A 16,359-nucleotide genomic window follows, 5' to 3' on the forward strand; every position below is an offset into this window, starting at 1 on the left:
CTTAGGTAAGGCTAACCTTGGCGGCGTGAGTGCTCATCAGCGTCGCCCGCTGCGGATCGCCATCGTGGGAGCCGGTCCCGCCGGTATTTACGCGGCGGACATCCTGACCAAATCCGACACCCCGGTCAGCATCGACCTCTTCGAGCGGCTGCCCGCGCCCTACGGTCTGATCAGGTACGGCGTCGCGCCGGACCACCCGAGGATCAAGCAGATCGTGCACGCGTTGCAGCGCGTGCTGGAGAAGCCGGAGATCCGCCTGCTGGGCAACGTGCACTACGGCCTGGACATCACGCTGGAGGACCTGCGTCGGCACTACGACGCGGTGATCTTCTCCACGGGCGCTGCCAAGGACCGCGACCTCGACATCCCGGGCATCGAGCTGCCGGGCAGCTACGGCGGCGCGGACTTCGTGTCCTGGTACGACGGGCACCCCGACGTGCCGCGCGACTGGCCGCTGACCGCGCGCGGCGTTGCGGTGCTGGGGGTGGGCAACGTGGCGCTGGACGTGGCGCGCATCCTCGCCAAGCCCGCCGACGAGCTGCTGTCCACGGAGATCCCCGACAACGTCTACCGGGGCCTCGCCGCGAGCCAGGTCACCGACGTGCACGTCTTCGGCAGGCGCGGTCCGGCGCAGGCGAAGTTCACGCCGCTGGAGCTGCGCGAGCTGGACCACTCGCCCAGCGTCGAGGTCCTGGTGCACCCGGAGGACATCGAGTTCGACGACGGCAGCATGGCCGCGATCCACTCCAGCAACCAGGTGCGCCAGGTCGTGAAGACCTTGCAGGACTGGGCGATCCGCGATCCCGGGAACCGTCCGAGGCGGCTGCACCTGCACTTCCTGCACCGGCCCGTCGAAGTCCTCGGCGCCGACGGGGTGACGGGTCTGCGCACCGAGCGCATGGAGCTGGACGGCAACGGCGGCGCGCGCGGCACGGGCGTGTTCCACGACTGGGACGTGCAGGCCGTGTACCGCGCGGTCGGCTACCTCGGCTCGCACCTGGCGGACCTGCCGTTCGACCACTCCTCCGGCACGGTGCCGCACGACGCGGGCCGCGTGCTGGACCAAGACGGCCAGCCGCTGTCGGGCTGCTACGTCACGGGTTGGATCAAGCGCGGGCCGGTCGGGCTGATCGGGCACACCAAGGGCGACGCGCTGGAGACGATCGGCAGCCTGCTCGCCGACCTGCCGACGCTGCGCACCGCGCCCGAGCCGGACCCCGCCGCGGTGCTGGAACTGTTGGAGCGCAGGGACATCCGCTACACCACGCACGAGGGCTGGAACCGGCTGGACGTGCACGAGCTGCGGCTCGGTGACGCGCGCGGCCGGGAACGGATCAAGGTCGTCTCGCGCGAGGAGATGCTGGCGATCTCGCGCGATGAGCTGATCCCCGTGCAGCCGTAAAGGGCAGCGGAGCGAGTGCTTTGCCGCGTGGCCAACGGCTTCGAGACTCGCCCTCCGCCCGACCGACCAGAGCTGGCCCGCCCATGTCGCGTTTACCGCTTCGGGGTCGGCGCGATGGCGCGGGCAGGTGGCCGATTCCAGTGCTGGCGAAGGAGATCCGGCGAGGCGCGCGCGCACCTTCAGCGCGAACACCCTGGCCTACCGCCGTTCGCTCGTCGCCGTGCCCGAGGTCGGGCGCCGTGCGGGGCGGGTCGACGTCGCGGTCACCGGCACCGTGCTGCCCACCCGGCTGAGGCAGCGGTCTTCGCCCTGAATGACTCATTCGGGGCGTTGAGGTACCTGAATGACTCATTCAGGTACCTCAACGCACCAAACGGGTCATTGGCGCGCGGGAAATGGAGAGGTGCCCACAAAGCAAAGGTGGGCATCGAATTCTTTGAAGGCGTGGGACTTCACCCAGCTCTGAAAGTGATGGCCGCCGTGACGATGGCGCAACAACCATCGGGCCGTCGAGCCGGACTGATCGAGGAGAACAGTGAAGACGTCGATGAGGAAGTCCCTTGCCATCCTGCCCGTCGTCGGAGCCCTGATCACCATGGGTGGCGGAACCGCCTTCGCCGACAGCGCGACCACCGGGGCGGAGCCCACCGTCCGCCAGATGGCGAACTGCGACCCGATCTGGCGCCTCAGCGACAGAGCCGGTGGGAAGTGCTACGACGTCGCGTTCCGCGTGGGCGTCCGCTGCGAGTCGACGCACGGTGCCTGGCAGGTCTTCTACAGCGATTGGACTCAGAAGGGGAACTCTGCAGAAGCCAAGTGCCCTGCCACGTGGGTGGCCAAGAGCGCCGATTACGACCTGCCTGACTAAATCGCTTCGACAGGAGAACAACGCGTTGGAGATCATTTCCCGATCCGGACGACGCGGGTCTTACCCCTGAAAGCACCGAACGACCCGTTCAGCGCGTTGAGCGCACTGAACGGGTCGTTCGGGGTTGGGGCGAGTGCCTGAGATCAGCCGAAGAAGACCTCGGCCTCGGCGTAGCGCTCGGTCGGGACCGTCTTCAGTTCGGCGGTCGCCTCGGAGAGCTTGACGCGGACGATGTCGGTGCCGCGCAACGCGACCATGACGCCGAAGTCGCCGTCGTTGACCGCGTCCACCGCGTGCAGGCCGAAGCGGGTGGCCAGCACTCGGTCGTAGGCGGTGGGGGTGCCACCGCGCTGGGTGTGGCCGAGCACGACGGCGCGGGACTCCTTGCCGGTGCGCGCGGCGATCTCGTCGGCGAGCCAGGTGCCGATGCCACCGAGGCGCACGTGGCCGAACGCGTCCTTCTCACCGCTGACCAGGACCTCGGCCCCGTCCTGCGGCATGGCGCCCTCGGCGACGACGATGATCGGGGCGTACTCGCGCTCGAAGCGGCGCTGCACCCACTCCACGACCTTGTCGACGCTGAACTTCTTCTCCGGCACCAGGATCACGTTGGCGCCACCGGCGAGGCCGGAGTGCAGCGCGATCCAGCCCGCGTGCCTGCCCATGACCTCCACGACGAGCGCGCGGTGGTGCGACTCGGCGGTGGTGCGCAGCCGGTCGATGGACTCGGTGGCGATGTGCACCGCGGTGTCGAAGCCGAAGGTGTAGTCGGTGGCACCGAGGTCGTTGTCGATCGTCTTCGGCACGCCGACGACGCCGATGCCGTCGTCGGTGAGCTTCTTGGCGACGCCCAGGGTGTCCTCGCCGCCGATCGCGATGAGCGCGTCGACCTGCTGCTCGGCGAGGGTCTTGCGGATCGCGTCGACGCCGCCGTCGACCTTGTACGGGTTGGTCCGCGAGGACCCCAGGATGGTGCCGCCCCTGGTCAGGATGTCCTCGACCTGGTCGAGCCCGAGCGGGCGGGTGTGCCCCTCGATCGGGCCCTTCCACCCGTTGCGGAAGCCGACGAAGTCATGCCCGTAGACCTCGACGCCCTTGCGGACGACCGCGCGGATGACCGCGTTGAGGCCGGGGCAGTCCCCGCCGCCGGTGAGCACGCCGATGCGCATTTCATCGCCTCCTCGCTGCGCCGGATGCGCGCAGAGTGTGACCGTCGTCGCGCTCAGCCTTTCAGGAGCTGGATCGGTGCAGCAAGGCGGGTCCCAGTTGGGGCCTGCCTGGTGGGTCTCGTTCGAGGAGAGTCTGCCCCGGCCGCAGGTCGAAGTCTGGCCACAGCGGCCCGGCTATCGCGAACACGGACCTGCCAGACGGGGCCTGGGGCTCAGCCGCGCTTCCAGAGGGGTTCCATGATCTTCCAGCGGACCAGGTTGTGCCGGGCGTCGGCCAGCGCGGAGTGCGCGTCGGCGGGCGGCGGGGTCAGGCGCGGGCGCCTGAGGTCCTCCCAGCGCTGCCGCAGGTCCTTGGTGTAGCGCGGGATCTCCCTGGGCAGCGCGGGCATGGCGCCCCACAGCTGCGCGAGCGCGACGTGGTCGTAGGCGGCGAACCAGGCCCACAGCTCGATGTCCTCGCCGGGCTCGTTGAGGAAGTCCAGCAGGTCGTCGCGGATCTGCTTGCGGCTGCGCCACGCGGGATCGGCGGGCGGGGGCAGCTTGTCCAGCACGTTCTGCCGCACCCACAACCCGGCCCGGTCGGGGTCGAACTCGGTGGACACCGCGTAGAACTCGCGGCCCCGCTCGTCAACGACGCCGATCGACACCAGGTCGATCGTCACGCCGTCCTCGATGAACTCGGTGTCGTAGAAAAACCGCACCGCAGGGACTCTAGAGTCCGCTCAGCCCGCCTTGGCCCCCGGTACCCGGTCGGCGGCGGGCTTGCGCTGCCGGGGCGGCACGGGGTCCTTCACCTTGGCCGCGTAGACGTCGACGTACTCCTGGCCGGACATCTCCATCAGCGCGTACATGATCTCGTCGGTGACCGAGCGCTCCACGAAGCGGTCGCCGCCGAGCCCGTCGTAGCGGCTGAAGTCCAGCGGCTCGCCGATCACGATGCGGATGCGGTGCGGGCGCCACATCTTGGAGCCGATGGGGTTGGCCTTGTCGGTGCCGACCATGACCACGGGGATGACCGGGACCCCGGCCTCCATCGCCATCCTGGCCACGCCGATCTTGCCCTTGTAGAGGCGGCCGTCCGGCGAGCGCGTGCCCTCCGGGTAGATGCCGAGCAGGTGGCCCTCGCGCAGCAGCCGCACGCCGGTGTCCAGCGCGTCCTGCGCCGCGGCGGCGCTGGCCCTGTCGATGGGCACCTGGCCCACCCCGCTGAAGAACGCCTTCTTGAAGCGGCCCTTGATCCCCTTGCCGGTGAAGTACTCGCGCTTCGCCAGGAAGGTCACCCGGCGCGGGACCATCAGCGGCAGGAAGAACGAGTCGGCGACCGCGAGGTGGTTGCTCGCGAGAATCGCGCCGCCCTTGCGCGGCACGTTCTCCAACCCCTCGATGGTCGGCCGGAAGAACAACCGCAGCAGCGGTCCCAGAAAGACGTACTTCATCAGCCAGTAGAGCACTGCGAAGACCGCCTCCTCCCTGCCCTCAGCGTGACGCGCCAGCCTACGGAGCGTTCCTTACCGAACACAACGCGGCACAGCCAACCACAGTGCCCAACTCGATGAGATCTGCCGCACCGTCGGTGCCGCGTGGGACTATGGAGGTCGGCGTCTCGCCACCGTCCCCAGCAAGACAGGGAGGCCATCGTGCCCGTGCTGACCGGTGCGGAGCCCTTCGCTCACGAGGGCTCCGACGACATCGGTGTGCTGCTCTGCCACGGTTTCACCGGAACGCCGCACAGCATGCGGCCCTGGGCGGAGCACCTGGCCGCCGAGGGCTTCTCGGTGCGGGTGCCGCTGCTGCCGGGGCACGGGACGCGGTGGCAGGACATGAACCGCACCCGGTGGCAGCACTGGTACGACCGGGTGGACACGCACTTCGGCCAGCTGTCGGCGCGGTGCCGCTCGACCTTCGTCTTCGGCCTGTCGATGGGCGGGACCCTGGCGTTGCGGCTCGCCCAGCGGCACGGGGCTGAGGTGGCCGGGCTCGCACTGGTCAACCCGTCGCTCACCACGCTCAAGCGCGGAGCGGGCCTGGTACCGCTGCTGTCCAAGGTGTTGCCGTCGGTGGCGGGCGTCGCCGACAACATCGCCAAGCCCGGGGTGCACGAGGTCGCCTACGACCGCACCCCGCTGCGCGCGGCGGCGAGCCTGCAACAGCTGTGGGGCGTGGTCCGCGGCGACCTGGCCCGCGTGCAGCAGCCTTTGCTGCTGTTCCGCTCGGCCGTCGACCCGGTGGTGCCCGCGGTCAGCTCGCGAATTCTGCTGGATGGCGTGACCAGCGAGGACGTGACCGAGGTCGTGCTGCCGGACAGCTACCACGTCGCCACGCTCGACCACGACGCTCCGACGATCTTCGCGGCCAGCACGGAGTTCGCGCGCCGCGTGCACGAGTCCAGGGTGGGGGAGGCTGCTTGAGCAAGAAGGCCGAGGAGACCGGCGGTCCCGAGGACGTCGACGCCGCGTTCGCCGCGATCGTGGCCGGACTGCAACGCGAGGGGGTCTCCGCCGACTGGCCCGACAGCGACGCCGAGACCGAGAAGAAGGCCGGGAGGAAGGGCAGGACCCCGAAGCCGGACGTGGAACCGGACCCGGGCTCCACGAGCGGGTCGCCGGATTCGACGCCCGAGGCCGCGAGCAGGTCCTCGAGCTCGCCCCTCGACCCGGCGAGCGGACCTCCGGGCCCCGCGAGCGGGTCTTCGGCCTCGTCGATCGACGACCACTTCGTGCCGCCGGACCCGCCGCCCCTGCCCCCGCTGCGCCCGGCGACCCTCGGCGCGCTCGCCCTGTTCTGCGTCGGGGCGCTGCTGCTGATCGCGCCGAACCTGCTCGGCATGGCGGCGGGCTCGGCGACCCCGCTGGCGCTGCTGGCGATCAGCGGCGGCATCGGCTGGCTGGTGCTGCGGATGCGCAAGGGACCCCCGCCGGACTCCGGCTGGGACGACGGCGCACAGGTCTAGACCACTACGCAGCATGGCCCGGAGCGCACCGGGCTCCGCCGCCAGGCTGAGAGCAGGCTCACGCGCCGTGGGCCAACACGGTGAGATCGGGCACGAAAGTGCTTTTCCGCTTGTCACAACGATTCAGTGCTGCCGTAACGTGATCGCGGGCTCCGGGGCACAACCCCGGGTCCCGCGCACCGGAGGGAGTGACTCATGGATCAGTTGCAAGCCTTCGTGCTCGTGCGTGCGCTGTCCCAGGCCGCCGAACAGCGGTCCGAGCGGCGCACGCACCACTCCGCCGAGAAGACCCGTCGCCGGTGGCTCCGCCGTCGCAACCGCTAGGACCTTCTCCGCGAGAGCACGACGAGTGAGCGCTGTCGGCAGCGTCGCCGGCCGCGTCCCCCTCCAGCCCCGACCCCCTCAGCGGGTGTTCAGCCGCCGCCCTGCCAGATCGGCCGCGAGCGAGGCGGCTCCCACGATCCCGGCGTCATCGCCCAGCTGCGCGGTGCGAATGCGCGCGAGCGGCCGGTGCCCCGCCCCCGTAACTAGGGACGCGTAGTGCTCCCGGGCGTCGTCGAGGAACAGCGGCGCCGACTGCGAGACCCCGCCCCCGATCACGATCACCTCGGGGTCGTAGACGTCGGCCACCAGCGCCAGGCCCTGACCGAGCCACTTCGCCAGCTCGTCCATCGCCCGCTGCGCCAACGGATCGCCGTCCAGAGCGGCCCCCGCGACCTTCCTGCCGGTGACCGCGCGCATGTCGCCGGCGGCCTCGCGCGCGAGCAGCGTCGAGCAGCCCGGGTCGCGCGCCAGCATCTCCACGGCGGTCGCGGCGAGCGCGGTGCCACTGCAATACCGCTCCCAGCACCCGCGCTTCCCGCACGGGCACGGCCGTCCGTCCGGTACCACGCGCAGGTGGCCCAGTTCGGGGGCTACGCCGTAAGCGCCTCGGAAGATCTCGCCATCGATCAGCAACGCGCCACCGATGCCCGTGCCGAGCGCGACCAGCGCGGCGACCCGCGTTCCGCGCGCGGCACCGAAGCGGTACTCGGCGAGGGCGGCGGCGTTGGCGTCGTGCTCCAGCACCACGGGCAGCCCGAGCCGCCCGGAGATCCGTTCGGCCACGTCGGCGTTGCGCCAGGCCAGGTGCGGGGCGAAGCGCACTCCCCTGCGGTCCGCGGTGACGAACCCGGCGACGGCCAGCCCGAGCGCGGTGACCTGGTGCCGCGAGGCGAGGTCCTTGACCTCCGCGACGATCGCGTCCTCCAGCGGCGCCTCCCCGCTCGGGGTGGGCGCGACGGCGGTGTCCAGGATGGCGCCGTACGCGTCGACGACGCCCGCCCGGACGCTCGTGCCGCCCACGTCGACGCCGACGGTCAGCACCGGTCGACGCTGATCTTCTGCACCCGCGGCGCGGGCTCCGGACGGGGTTCGGCGGCGGGCTCGGGCGTCGGCTCCGGGCTCTGCGGCTCCATCGACGCGCGCAGCACGGTCAGCAGGCCGCTGAGGTGCTCGGCGGCCTTGGCGGCAAGCTCCGGCCGCTCCCCGCGCGCGAGGGAAATGGCTGCGCACAAAGGACACCACGTACAAGTCGCGCTGTGCTCGGCGTCGGGCTTGCCCTCGGCGATCTTCCGCAGCCACGGCTCCGCGCGTTGAGCGACAGCGTCCAACAGCTGCCTCAGCTCCTGGTTCACGTTCTCGCTCATGTCACCGCATCCACACTCGGGGGTCAGGGCGGAACCGCACGGTGATGCCCTCGTCATCCGCGCTCGCGCCGACGATCTCGCAGCGGCACAGCACGGCGGGCAGGGCCACGAGCCTGCGGCGGCCGTCGAGGGTGATCACCAGCTCATCATCGACCCTGGCCAGGTCCAGCTGCGCGTCGGCGGCCAGCGGCAGGTGCAGCCGCATCGCGTACTCGGAGTCCAGGCCCTTGCCGCCGCCGGTGACCTCGATCAGCTCCGCGCTGCCCGCCCCGCCGAGCGGGTCGCCGTCGCCGTACAGCTCCTCGGCGACCTCCAGCAGCGCGGGCACCCCGATGGGCTCCTCAGCGCGGTGGCCGACGGTGTTCAGCGGCGTCCGGACATCGCCGCCCAGCTCGCTGAGCACGGCGTCCTGCTCGGTGCGCCTGGTGCGCAGCCACGCGGCGGCGACGCCCTCCTCGCCCTCGACCTCGGGCAGCAGGCGGTTGGCGACCAGGCGGTCGACGCGGATGCCCTGCAGCGCCAACGCGGTCAGCGTGCGCCGGGTCTCCGCCGCGACGACGCGCTCCGGCGTGAGCACGAGTCGGACGCTGGTGACGTCCTGGTCGATCAGCATGGCGCGCAAGGACTCCAGCCGTTCAGCCAGGCGGCCGAGCGCATCGGCCGCGGCGTCCCAACGCTCCACAGTGGAGCTTCCGGCCAGCCCGGCGAGCAGTCCGCGGACCACCCTGCGGTGGGTCGGGAACAGCCGCTCCAGGTACCCGGCGAGCGCTTCCGGCAGCGACAGCAGGCGCAGCGTCTCGGCGGTCGGCCCGCAGTCCACGACCACGGTCTCCCAGGGGCCGGTCGCCGCGAGCCGCTGGACCTCCGACAGCGCCAGCAGTTCCTCGACGCCGGGCAGCACGGTCAGCTCCTCGGCCTGCACCTCGTCCACGCCGGCCCCGGAGAGCACGGTGTGCAGGTGCTCGCGCAGCTCGCGCCACGCGCCGTCGACCAGGGACCTGGCGTCGACCTGGGCCGCGAACAGGCCGGACGGTCCCGCTTCCGAGGGCTCCGCCCCCAGCGGGACGCCGAGGGCGTCGGCCAGGGAGTGCGCCGGGTCGGTGGAGACCACCAGCGCCTTGTGGCCGTCCGAGGCGAGACGAGCGGCCGTCGCGGCGGCGAGGGTCGTCTTGCCCACGCCGCCCTTACCGGTGAACAGCAGGACGCGCACGAGGGACGATTGTCCGTGACGGCGGATCAGGCCGCGCTCTCGGCCCTGTTCTTGAGCTCCTTGAGCGCCACATCCATGATCATCTTCTCGGCCTTGCGGCGGAACAGGCCGATCATCGGGATGGTCAGCTCGACCGACAGGGTGTAGGTCACCTTGGTCGAGTCGCCCTCGGGCGCGAGCACGTAGCTGCCCGACTGCGCCTTCTGCATCTGGCCCTTGATCAGGTTCCAGCTCACCGAGCGGCCGTCCTGCGCCCAGTCGTAGTCGAGCACGTACTCGTCCTTGATCGGACCGGCGTCGATGACGAACCGGACCTGCTCGCCGCGCCCGGCGGAATCGCTGCTGAGCACCTCGGTGTGCTTCACCGCTTCGGCCCATTCCGGGTACTTCGCGAAGCCCGAGATCACCGCCATGATCTGCTCGGGGGTGGCGTCGATCACGATGGACTGAGTGGACTGGTCGGCCATGTCGCGCAGGTTACCCGTACGCCTACCACCGCAGTGCATACGGCTGACGGGTGCGCTGGAAGTGCCCGACGTTCACGCACTCCGTCCGCCCGACCCTGACCCGCCGCGCGAGCGGCTGGTGCACGTGGCCGAACAGCGACCAGCGCGGCGCGTGCTCGCCGATCGCCTCCAGCAGCGCCTTCGAGCCGAACTCCGAGCGCGTCGCGATCACGTCGTAGGTCAGCTCCGCGACGGCAGGCGGTACGTGGCTGCACAGCACGTCCATCGCGGGCAGCGCGCGCACGGCCGCCGCGTGCTCCTCGACCGGGCGCACGTAGGGCACCCACGGCGCGTCGTGGTTCAACGTGAAACCGGGAGGGATCAAGGTCCCGCCGACGAAGCCGAACCTCAGCCCGCCGATCTCCGCCGTGCCTCCGTCGACCAGGTGCACGCCCTGACCGGCGAACTCCGGCCACAGCTCGGGCAGGTCGACGTTGCCGGGGATCGCGTAGGTGGGCGTGGTCATCGCGGCGAACATCTCCGCGTACTGCTTGCGCGCCGCCTCCCGCACCACCGCGGCGGGATCGTCCAGCGTCGCCCACAGCGAGCGGACGTAGGCGCCCGCCTCGCGCCCGTGACCCCGGCGCAGCTCGGCGAACCTGGTGACCTTCTCGGCGCCGAAAACCGTGCCGAGGATGCCCTTCGAGTGGTCGTGGTAGTCGACGAAGTCGATCAGGTCGCCGAGCACCACCAGCGCGTCGGCACCCTTACCCGCCCGCGCCAGCGCTTCGGCAGCTCCGTGGACGTCGGACACCACATGGACTCGCACGAGCCGACCTTAGCGACCGCCCCGGCTGCGCTCGTACAGCGCGATGCACTCCTCGACGGAGACCCCGGCCACCGTCTCCGCCACGACGTCGAGCGGCACGTCCGCGAGCTCGCGGAACCGGACGCACGACTTGCCCATGTCGAGCTTCTTGCCCGAGGCCGCCCACCGCGCGCGGAAGCCCTCCTCGCCGCCCGGGTTCGCGTAGACGCCCATCAGGTACAGCGAGAGGTGCTTCTTCTGCGAGGCCAGCGCCACGTAGCCCAGCGGCTGCTTGTTGTAGGTGACCGGATAGCGCTCCAGCGGGACGTAGTAGCCGATCATCCCGAACTGGATGCCCTCCTCGTAGCCCTCGGGGAGGTTGTCCAGGATGATCCGGCGCAGCTCGCCCACGATGTCGCGCCGGTCCTGCGGCAACGACTCCAGGTACTCCTCGACGGTGTTCGGCTTGGGGCTCGGCATGGGGTCAGTCTGCGGCAGGGGGCGGACATCCGGGAGCCCGTCCCGCCTCCAGCCGGGCCTTGACGGCGAAGCCGACGCGCTTGGCGGCGAGCTGCCTGCGCTGGGCCTCGCCGGGGCGCACGCTCCCGCCGGGCGGTGGGTCGGCGCGGAGGAAGTAGTGCAGCAGGGTCCCGTCGAGCACCGGCTCCAGCCAGACCTCCTGCGTGCCGACGAGCGCGCCGTCCACCGTCCAGCGCAGCCCCTCCACACCCCGGTCGGCGTAGACCTCAAGACGCAGATCGGGCCAGAACCGGCGCCACGCAACGGAATCCGCGAAGACGGCGGCGACGGTGGCGGGCGGGACGGCGAGGAAGATCTCGTCGAGGACGTCAACCGATGGCATAGCGGCAGCGTGCCACGGACGGGAACATCTGGGTCACGGCCTATTGTCTGCGCGTTGCCGCGCGCTACGTTAACCCGTCAGTAACACCTGTCACCCGGAGGTCATGACGTGCGTGAGTTCAGCGTCCCCGCCACCGCCACCGTGGCTGAGGAAGAAAACCTCACCGACATGGTGTGGGCGAATGCCGAGCGGTTCGGCACGGCGGTGAGCTTCCGCCGCCGTGTCGACGGGACCTGGGTCGACGTCACCGCCGCCGATTTCGCCGCCCAGGTGCTCGCGGTGGCGAAGGGCCTGGTCGCCGCCGGGCTGAAGCCGGGTGACCGGGTCGGGCTGATGTCCAAGACCCGCTACGAGTGGACGCTGCTCGACTTCGCCATCTGGGCGGCGGGCTGCGCCACCGTGCCGATCTACGAGACCTCCTCGGCGCACCAGGTGGAGTGGATCTTGTCCGACTCCGGCGCGAAGGCGGTGTTCCTGGAGACCGCCGCGCACCGCAGCACCGTGGACGGCGTGGTCAACCGGCTTCCCGAGGTCGGCCACGTGTGGCAGATCGACGGTCCGGGCCGCGAGGGCGCCGCGGGTGCCGTCGACGAGCTGACCGCGCTCGGCGCCGACGTCACCGACTCCCAGGTGCACGACAGCCGCAAGGACGTGAAGGCCGACGACCTCGCGACGCTGATCTACACCTCCGGCACCACCGGCCGCCCCAAGGGCTGCGAGCTGACCCACCGCAACCTCCTCGCCGAGGTGCGCGCCGAGATCGCCGCGTTCCCCCGCCTGATGCAGCCGGGCAACTCGCTGCTGGCGTTCCTGCCGCTGGCGCACGTGCTGGCCCGCGCGATCACGATCACCGGCGTCTACGCGCGGCTGACCATCGGGCACACCGCCGACGTGAAGAACCTGGTGCGCGACCTCGGCTCGTTCCGGCCGACCTTCGTCGTCGCGGTGCCCAGGGTCTTCGAGAAGGTCTACAACAGCGCCAAGCAGAAGGCGCACTCCGAGGGCAAGGGCAAGATCTTCGACGCCGCAGAGGCGACCGCGGTGGCCTTCAGCCAGGCCCAGGACGCCGGTGGCGCCGGGATCGGGCTCAAGCTCAAGCACCTGGTCTTCGACAAGCTGGTCTTCACCAAGCTGCGCGCCGCGCTCGGCGGGCGCTGCGTCGCGGCGGTCTCCGGCGGTGCCCCGCTCGGCGAGCGGCTGGCGCACTTCTTCCGCGGCGTCGGCATCCCGGTCTTCGAGGGCTACGGCCTCACCGAGACCTCGGCGGCGGCCTGTGTGAACACCGAGCAGGCCTTCCGCGTGGGCACGGTGGGCAGGCCGGTTCCGGGCACCTCGGTGCGCATCGCCGACGACGGCGAGATCCTGGTGAAGGGCGACATCGTCTTCGAGCGCTACTGGCGCAACGAGACCGCGACCGCCGAGTCGGTCCAGGACGGCTGGTTCCACAGCGGCGACCTGGGCAAGCTGGACTCCGACGGCTTCCTGAGCATCACCGGCAGGAAGAAGGAGATCATCGTGACGGCGGGCGGCAAGAACGTCTCGCCCGCGATGCTGGAGGACCGGCTGCGGGTGCACCCGCTAATCAGCCAGTGCATGGTGGTCGGCGACAAGCAGCCGTTCATCGCCGCGCTGATCACCATCGACCCGGAGTTCTTCCCGGCGTGGAAGGAGCAGCGCGGCAAGCCCAAGGACGCCTCCGTGGAGTCCCTCGCGGGTGACGCCGAGCTGCTCGCGGAGATCCAGGCGGCGGTGGACGAGGCCAACCAGGCGGTGTCCAACGCGGAGGCGATCAAGAAGTTCCGCATCCTGCCGGTGGACTTCACCGAGTCCGGCGGCGAGCTGACGCCGAGCCTGAAGCTGCGCCGCAACGTCGTCGCGGAGACCTTCTCCGGCGACATCAAGGCGATGTACACCAGGTGAGCCCTCGGGCGGCCGGTCCGACCGGCCGCCCGTGCTCCGCTCCTACAGCCGAACGGGAAGCGCGACCGGGGTGCGGAACAGGTAGTCCGGGTCGTAGTCGGCCTCCGGCCCCGGCAGCGCGAGCCGCATGTCCGGGAAGCGCTCCCGCAGCACGCTCAGCGCCGCGCCGATCTCCAACCGGGATACCTCGCGGCCGATGCACAGGTGCGGTCCCGCGCCGAAGGTCAGCGGCTTGGGTTCCTTGCGCTCCGCCCGGTCGAGCCGAATCCGGTGCGGCTGCTGGAAGTGCTCGGGGTCGCGGTTGGCCGCGCCGAGCATCACCAGGATCTGCCCGCCCGCCGGGATCTCGGAGTCGCCGAGCCGCACCGCGTCCTTGGCCTTGCGCTTCCAGCCGGTGAGTCCGGTCTCGACGCGCATCAGCTCGTTGCTCAGCGTGGGCACGATCTCCTTGTCCTGCAAGGCTTCCCAGTGCTCCCGCCCGTCTTCGGCGAGCAGGTAGCGCATGGCGTTGAGCAGCGTTCCGTAGGTCGTGGAGTAGCCGGCGGCCATGGTGTTCATCAGCACCGCCGCCGCGCGCTTCTCCGGAAGCCCTTGGCGCAGAAGGTGACTGGCCATGTCCTCGGCCGGGGTCCGCACCCGCTCGGCGACCAGGCGCCTGCACGCGCGCGACAGATCGCTGAGCCCGCGCACACCCGAGACCTGGCCGGGCCGGTCGAGCACGCGGCCGAGCAACGAGGTCTGGCCGTCGCTCCACGAGCGCACGCGCTCCTCGTCGGACTCGGCGAAACCGACGATCTCGCTGATGATCCCGGCCGACAGCGGGCGTGCGAAGACCGCCGCGAAGTCCACCGCGTCATCGTTTGCCGATAACTTCTCGACGTCGTCGGCGACCGCGGCGACGCGGCGCCGGATCAGCTCGCCGAAGCTCTCCTCGGTGGTGGCGGGGCTCAGCGAGAGGCCGCCGGGCGGGGCGAACACGGCGCGCCGCACGGCCTCGTGCGCGGCACCTCCCGAGTTCGCGGTCGCCTTCGGGACGCCGACGAGGTGCACCAGGCTGGACCACGTCCCCGGATTGGCGGCGAAGCGCCCCATCGGGGTGAGCGGGTCCAGGGTGTTGGCGTTGGTCACCCCGGGATCGGCGCCCTTGAGGACGTTCTCGACGAACTCGTAGCGCCACACCGGGTACAGCTGGGAGTCCGCGTCGCGGAAGGTCCCGAGCCCGGAGGCGTGCAGCCGGTCGTACAGGTCCGCCAGCGGTCTGGGCGCGTGGGCCCCCGGGTCGGTCAGCGGCAGTCGCCAGGTCATGCGGCCCCCAGGGTGCGTCGCGGAAGTGCGGCGGAGGCTAACACTGGCAAATGCCCAAATGGAACAGTTCAGATACCGCCGAAAGCAGTAATGAGAGCGACCCGCGCCTGGTATCCCCCCTGGCGCGGGCCACCCTCGTTTCCCTCGTGACCGCGGTGTCCAGCACCGGTTCATGGCTACCGGCACTCGTCCCCGGATCACCGCCTCCCCGCGTACGGGCCGTCGACGCGAAGAGGCGGGTGCGCCGGGCGATCCAGGCTGGGGGACCTGGGAAAGCCCGGTGAGGGAAATCCGTGGCGGGGAAGGTCATTGGATGGCCCGCACCGAGTCCCCCCGGCTCCTGTGCGGGCCATCCCTCCCCCACGACGAGAAGCTTCTCAGCCGGTTCTGTCGTATCGCTGACGTCGTGGTGACGCGGCTTAGGATCTGCCGGGGCCGTCGCGTGGGGGAGGACGAACGTGCACACGATCTTCCGGGTCCTCGGACCGCTGGAGATCGCCAGGGGCGAGGAGCCGGTGCCGCTGCGCCCGGCGAAGCAGCGCGCGCTGTTGGCCGTGCTGCTGTTGCGCGCCAACGTGGTCGTGCCGGTGGCCACCCTGGTGGACTGCCTCTGGGAGGACTCCCCGCCCGCCGGGGCCAAGGGCACCGTGCAGGCGTACGTGATGCGGATGCGGCAGGCCATCGGCGACCAGGACGCGCAGCTGGTCAAGACGCGTCCCGACGGCTACGTGCTGGAGACCGCCGCCGAGAACGTGGACCTGCACCACTTCCACGCCCTCGTCACCCGCGCGCAGGCTTCGCGCGACACTGCGGAGCGGGCCGCGACGCTGCGCGAGGCCGTCGGGCTCTGGCGCGGTCCGCTGCTCGACGACGTCGGCGGCGTCGCGCTGCGCGAGCGCATCCCGGACATCCCGATCCACTCCGAGGCGCGGTTGCAGGCGCTGGAGCAGTGCTTCGACGCCGAACTCCAGCTCGGCGGGCACCACGACCTGCTCGACGAACTGCACTCCGTGACGGCCGCGCACCCGCTCCGGGAACGGTTCTGGGGCCAGCTGATGATCGCCCTCTACCGCGCGCACCGCCGGGATGCCGCGCTCGCCGCCTACGACGAGGTGTCCCGGCGCCTCGCCGACGAGCTGGGCATCGACACCGGCGCGGAGATCCGCGCGCTGCGCGACCGCATCCGGGACGACGACTTTCCCCTTGCGCCACAAGCACCTCGCGCCTCGGCGGTGGTGCCGTCACAGCTGCCCGCCGACCCCGGCGAGCTGCCCGGGCGCACGGAGCTGGTCGACGAGATCACCAAGCTCCTGGTGAACCCCGACGAGCGGCCGACCGTGCCGCTGGTGGTGCTGACCGGCAGCCCGGACGGCGGCCGGTCGGAGCTGGCCGCGCGGATCGCCCACCGGGCCCGCCACGCCTTCCCCGGCGGTCAGTTGCACGCCGCCCTGCACACCGATACCGCGAGCGTCCTGGTCGGTTTCCTGCACGCGCTCGGCGTCCGCGAGGAGCAGGTGCCTCCGGAGCCCGAGGAGCGCACGGCGCTCTACCGCTCCCTGCTGGCCAACCGCCGCGTGCTCGTGGTGCTGGACTCGGTCGCCGACCCCGACCAAGTCCGGCCCCTGCTGCCCGGTGACTCCGGCTGCGCGATGCTCGTGACCAGCGAGAACGACCTCCGTGGACTGACCGCCCTGCACAGCGCACGCCAGTTCCGCACGCAGTAGCGTTCGG

The 16,359-nt window shown here is 71.0% G+C and carries 19 protein-coding genes; 8 read left to right on the forward strand and 11 right to left on the reverse strand.

The window, feature by feature from the left end:
- The first annotated feature begins 64 nt into the window (after positions 1–64).
- From CCN37_RS14065 to CCN37_RS14075, 3 genes are all read left to right on the forward strand, one after another.
- Positions 65–1,402, forward strand: coding sequence for a pyridine nucleotide-disulfide oxidoreductase (locus CCN37_RS14065; RefSeq protein ID WP_086821195.1), 1,338 nt, complete (start codon positions 65–67; stop codon positions 1,400–1,402).
- Positions 1,403–1,529: 127 nt separating this feature from the next.
- Positions 1,530–1,715: a hypothetical protein gene (locus tag CCN37_RS14070; protein WP_086821196.1), complete on the forward strand. Its 186-nt coding sequence runs from the start codon at positions 1,530–1,532 to the stop codon at positions 1,713–1,715.
- A 222-nt stretch (positions 1,716–1,937) separates the two neighbouring features.
- Positions 1,938–2,270 carry a hypothetical protein gene (locus CCN37_RS14075; protein ID WP_086821197.1) on the forward strand — a complete coding sequence of 111 codons (333 nt, stop codon included), beginning with the start codon at positions 1,938–1,940 and terminating at the stop codon, positions 2,268–2,270.
- A gap of 143 nt (positions 2,271–2,413) precedes the next feature.
- On the opposite strand, the gene CCN37_RS14080 is transcribed toward CCN37_RS14075, so the two are convergent.
- The 3 genes from CCN37_RS14080 to CCN37_RS14090 all read right to left on the reverse strand — a co-directional run bounded on the left by CCN37_RS14080 (position 2,414) and on the right by CCN37_RS14090 (position 4,890).
- A complete protein-coding gene (locus tag CCN37_RS14080) occupies positions 2,414–3,439 on the reverse strand; it encodes a 6-phosphofructokinase (RefSeq protein ID WP_086821198.1) in 1,026 nt (341 codons plus the stop codon).
- 212 nt (positions 3,440–3,651) lie between these two features.
- The gene (locus CCN37_RS14085; protein ID WP_086821199.1) at positions 3,652–4,140 is read right to left on the reverse strand and encodes a polyadenylate-specific 3'-exoribonuclease AS; all 489 of its coding nucleotides are present in this window, start codon (positions 4,138–4,140) and stop codon (positions 3,652–3,654) included.
- A gap of 21 nt (positions 4,141–4,161) precedes the next feature.
- Positions 4,162–4,890, reverse strand: coding sequence for a 1-acyl-sn-glycerol-3-phosphate acyltransferase (locus tag CCN37_RS14090; RefSeq protein WP_086821200.1), 729 nt, complete (start codon positions 4,888–4,890; stop codon positions 4,162–4,164).
- 186 nt (positions 4,891–5,076) lie between these two features.
- On the opposite strand from CCN37_RS14090, the gene CCN37_RS14095 reads away from it, so the two are divergent.
- The 3 genes from CCN37_RS14095 to CCN37_RS42025 all read left to right on the forward strand — a co-directional run bounded on the left by CCN37_RS14095 (position 5,077) and on the right by CCN37_RS42025 (position 6,713).
- Positions 5,077–5,847, forward strand: coding sequence for a carboxylesterase (locus tag CCN37_RS14095; RefSeq protein ID WP_086821201.1), 771 nt, complete (start codon positions 5,077–5,079; stop codon positions 5,845–5,847).
- Positions 5,844–6,389, forward strand: a complete 546-nt coding sequence (locus CCN37_RS14100; protein ID WP_086821202.1) for a hypothetical protein — start codon at positions 5,844–5,846, stop codon at positions 6,387–6,389. The genes CCN37_RS14095 and CCN37_RS14100 overlap by 4 nt, the downstream gene beginning before the upstream one ends.
- A gap of 195 nt (positions 6,390–6,584) precedes the next feature.
- Positions 6,585–6,713 (forward strand): hypothetical protein, encoded by a 129-nt coding sequence (locus CCN37_RS42025; protein WP_256388044.1) that lies wholly within the window; start codon positions 6,585–6,587, stop codon positions 6,711–6,713.
- A 78-nt stretch (positions 6,714–6,791) separates the two neighbouring features.
- Here CCN37_RS42025 and CCN37_RS14105 read toward each other — a convergent pair whose 3' ends face one another.
- Genes CCN37_RS14105 through CCN37_RS14135 form a run of 7 tightly spaced genes read right to left on the reverse strand, consistent with a single transcriptional unit; the run spans position 6,792 to position 11,403 of the window.
- Complete coding sequence (locus CCN37_RS14105; RefSeq protein ID WP_086821203.1) at positions 6,792–7,754, reverse strand: ROK family glucokinase; 963 nt, start codon at positions 7,752–7,754, stop codon at positions 6,792–6,794.
- Entirely contained in the window at positions 7,748–8,077 is a 330-nt protein-coding gene (locus CCN37_RS14110) for a hypothetical protein (protein WP_086821204.1), read from the reverse strand. The genes CCN37_RS14105 and CCN37_RS14110 overlap by 7 nt, the downstream gene beginning before the upstream one ends.
- 1 nt (position 8,078) lies before the next feature.
- Positions 8,079–9,287 carry an ArsA family ATPase gene (locus CCN37_RS14115; protein WP_086821205.1) on the reverse strand — a complete coding sequence of 403 codons (1,209 nt, stop codon included), beginning with the start codon at positions 9,285–9,287 and terminating at the stop codon, positions 8,079–8,081.
- 26 nt (positions 9,288–9,313) lie between these two features.
- Entirely contained in the window at positions 9,314–9,754 is a 441-nt protein-coding gene (locus CCN37_RS14120; RefSeq protein WP_086821206.1) for an SRPBCC family protein, read from the reverse strand.
- Positions 9,755–9,776: 22 nt separating this feature from the next.
- Positions 9,777–10,562 (reverse strand): metallophosphoesterase, encoded by a 786-nt coding sequence (locus CCN37_RS14125; protein WP_086821207.1) that lies wholly within the window; start codon positions 10,560–10,562, stop codon positions 9,777–9,779.
- A gap of 9 nt (positions 10,563–10,571) precedes the next feature.
- On the reverse strand, positions 10,572–11,021 hold the full coding sequence (locus CCN37_RS14130; RefSeq protein WP_086821208.1) for an iron chaperone: 450 nt from the start codon (positions 11,019–11,021) through the stop codon (positions 10,572–10,574).
- Positions 11,022–11,025: 4 nt separating this feature from the next.
- Positions 11,026–11,403 carry a polyketide cyclase / dehydrase and lipid transport gene (locus CCN37_RS14135; protein ID WP_086821209.1) on the reverse strand — a complete coding sequence of 126 codons (378 nt, stop codon included), beginning with the start codon at positions 11,401–11,403 and terminating at the stop codon, positions 11,026–11,028.
- Positions 11,404–11,511: 108 nt separating this feature from the next.
- On the opposite strand from CCN37_RS14135, the gene CCN37_RS14140 reads away from it, so the two are divergent.
- Positions 11,512–13,323, forward strand: a complete 1,812-nt coding sequence (locus CCN37_RS14140; protein ID WP_086821210.1) for a long-chain fatty acid--CoA ligase — start codon at positions 11,512–11,514, stop codon at positions 13,321–13,323.
- 42 nt (positions 13,324–13,365) lie between these two features.
- Here the strand turns inward: CCN37_RS14140 and CCN37_RS14145 are convergent, their stop codons facing one another.
- A complete protein-coding gene (locus tag CCN37_RS14145) occupies positions 13,366–14,628 on the reverse strand; it encodes a cytochrome P450 (RefSeq protein WP_168200661.1) in 1,263 nt (420 codons plus the stop codon).
- Positions 14,629–15,086: 458 nt separating this feature from the next.
- Between CCN37_RS14145 and CCN37_RS14150 the strand changes: the two genes are divergently transcribed.
- On the forward strand, positions 15,087–16,352 hold the full coding sequence (locus tag CCN37_RS14150; protein WP_086821212.1) for an AfsR/SARP family transcriptional regulator: 1,266 nt from the start codon (positions 15,087–15,089) through the stop codon (positions 16,350–16,352).
- Positions 16,353–16,359 lie beyond the last annotated feature (7 nt).

Origin of the sequence: Allokutzneria sp. NRRL B-24872 (genome assembly GCF_002155965.1) — a bacterium.
Classification (GTDB): Bacteria; Actinomycetota; Actinomycetes; order Mycobacteriales; family Pseudonocardiaceae; genus Allokutzneria.

Excerpts from the sequence above, each read along its gene's own strand:
- CCN37_RS14080 (WP_086821198.1), bottom strand. The coding sequence starts at position 3,439 with ATGCGCATCGGCGTGCTCACCGGCGGCGGGGACTGCCCCGGCCTCAAC.
- CCN37_RS42025 (WP_256388044.1), top strand. The coding sequence starts at position 6,585 with ATGGATCAGTTGCAAGCCTTCGTGCTCGTGCGTGCGCTGTCCCAGGCC.
- CCN37_RS14110 (WP_086821204.1), bottom strand. The coding sequence starts at position 8,077 with ATGAGCGAGAACGTGAACCAGGAGCTGAGGCAGCTGTTGGACGCTGTC.
- CCN37_RS14120 (WP_086821206.1), bottom strand. The coding sequence starts at position 9,754 with ATGGCCGACCAGTCCACTCAGTCCATCGTGATCGACGCCACCCCCGAG.
- CCN37_RS14130 (WP_086821208.1), bottom strand. The coding sequence starts at position 11,021 with ATGCCGAGCCCCAAGCCGAACACCGTCGAGGAGTACCTGGAGTCGTTG.
- CCN37_RS14135 (WP_086821209.1), bottom strand. The coding sequence starts at position 11,403 with ATGCCATCGGTTGACGTCCTCGACGAGATCTTCCTCGCCGTCCCGCCC.
- CCN37_RS14145 (WP_168200661.1), bottom strand. The coding sequence starts at position 14,628 with ATGACCTGGCGACTGCCGCTGACCGACCCGGGGGCCCACGCGCCCAGA.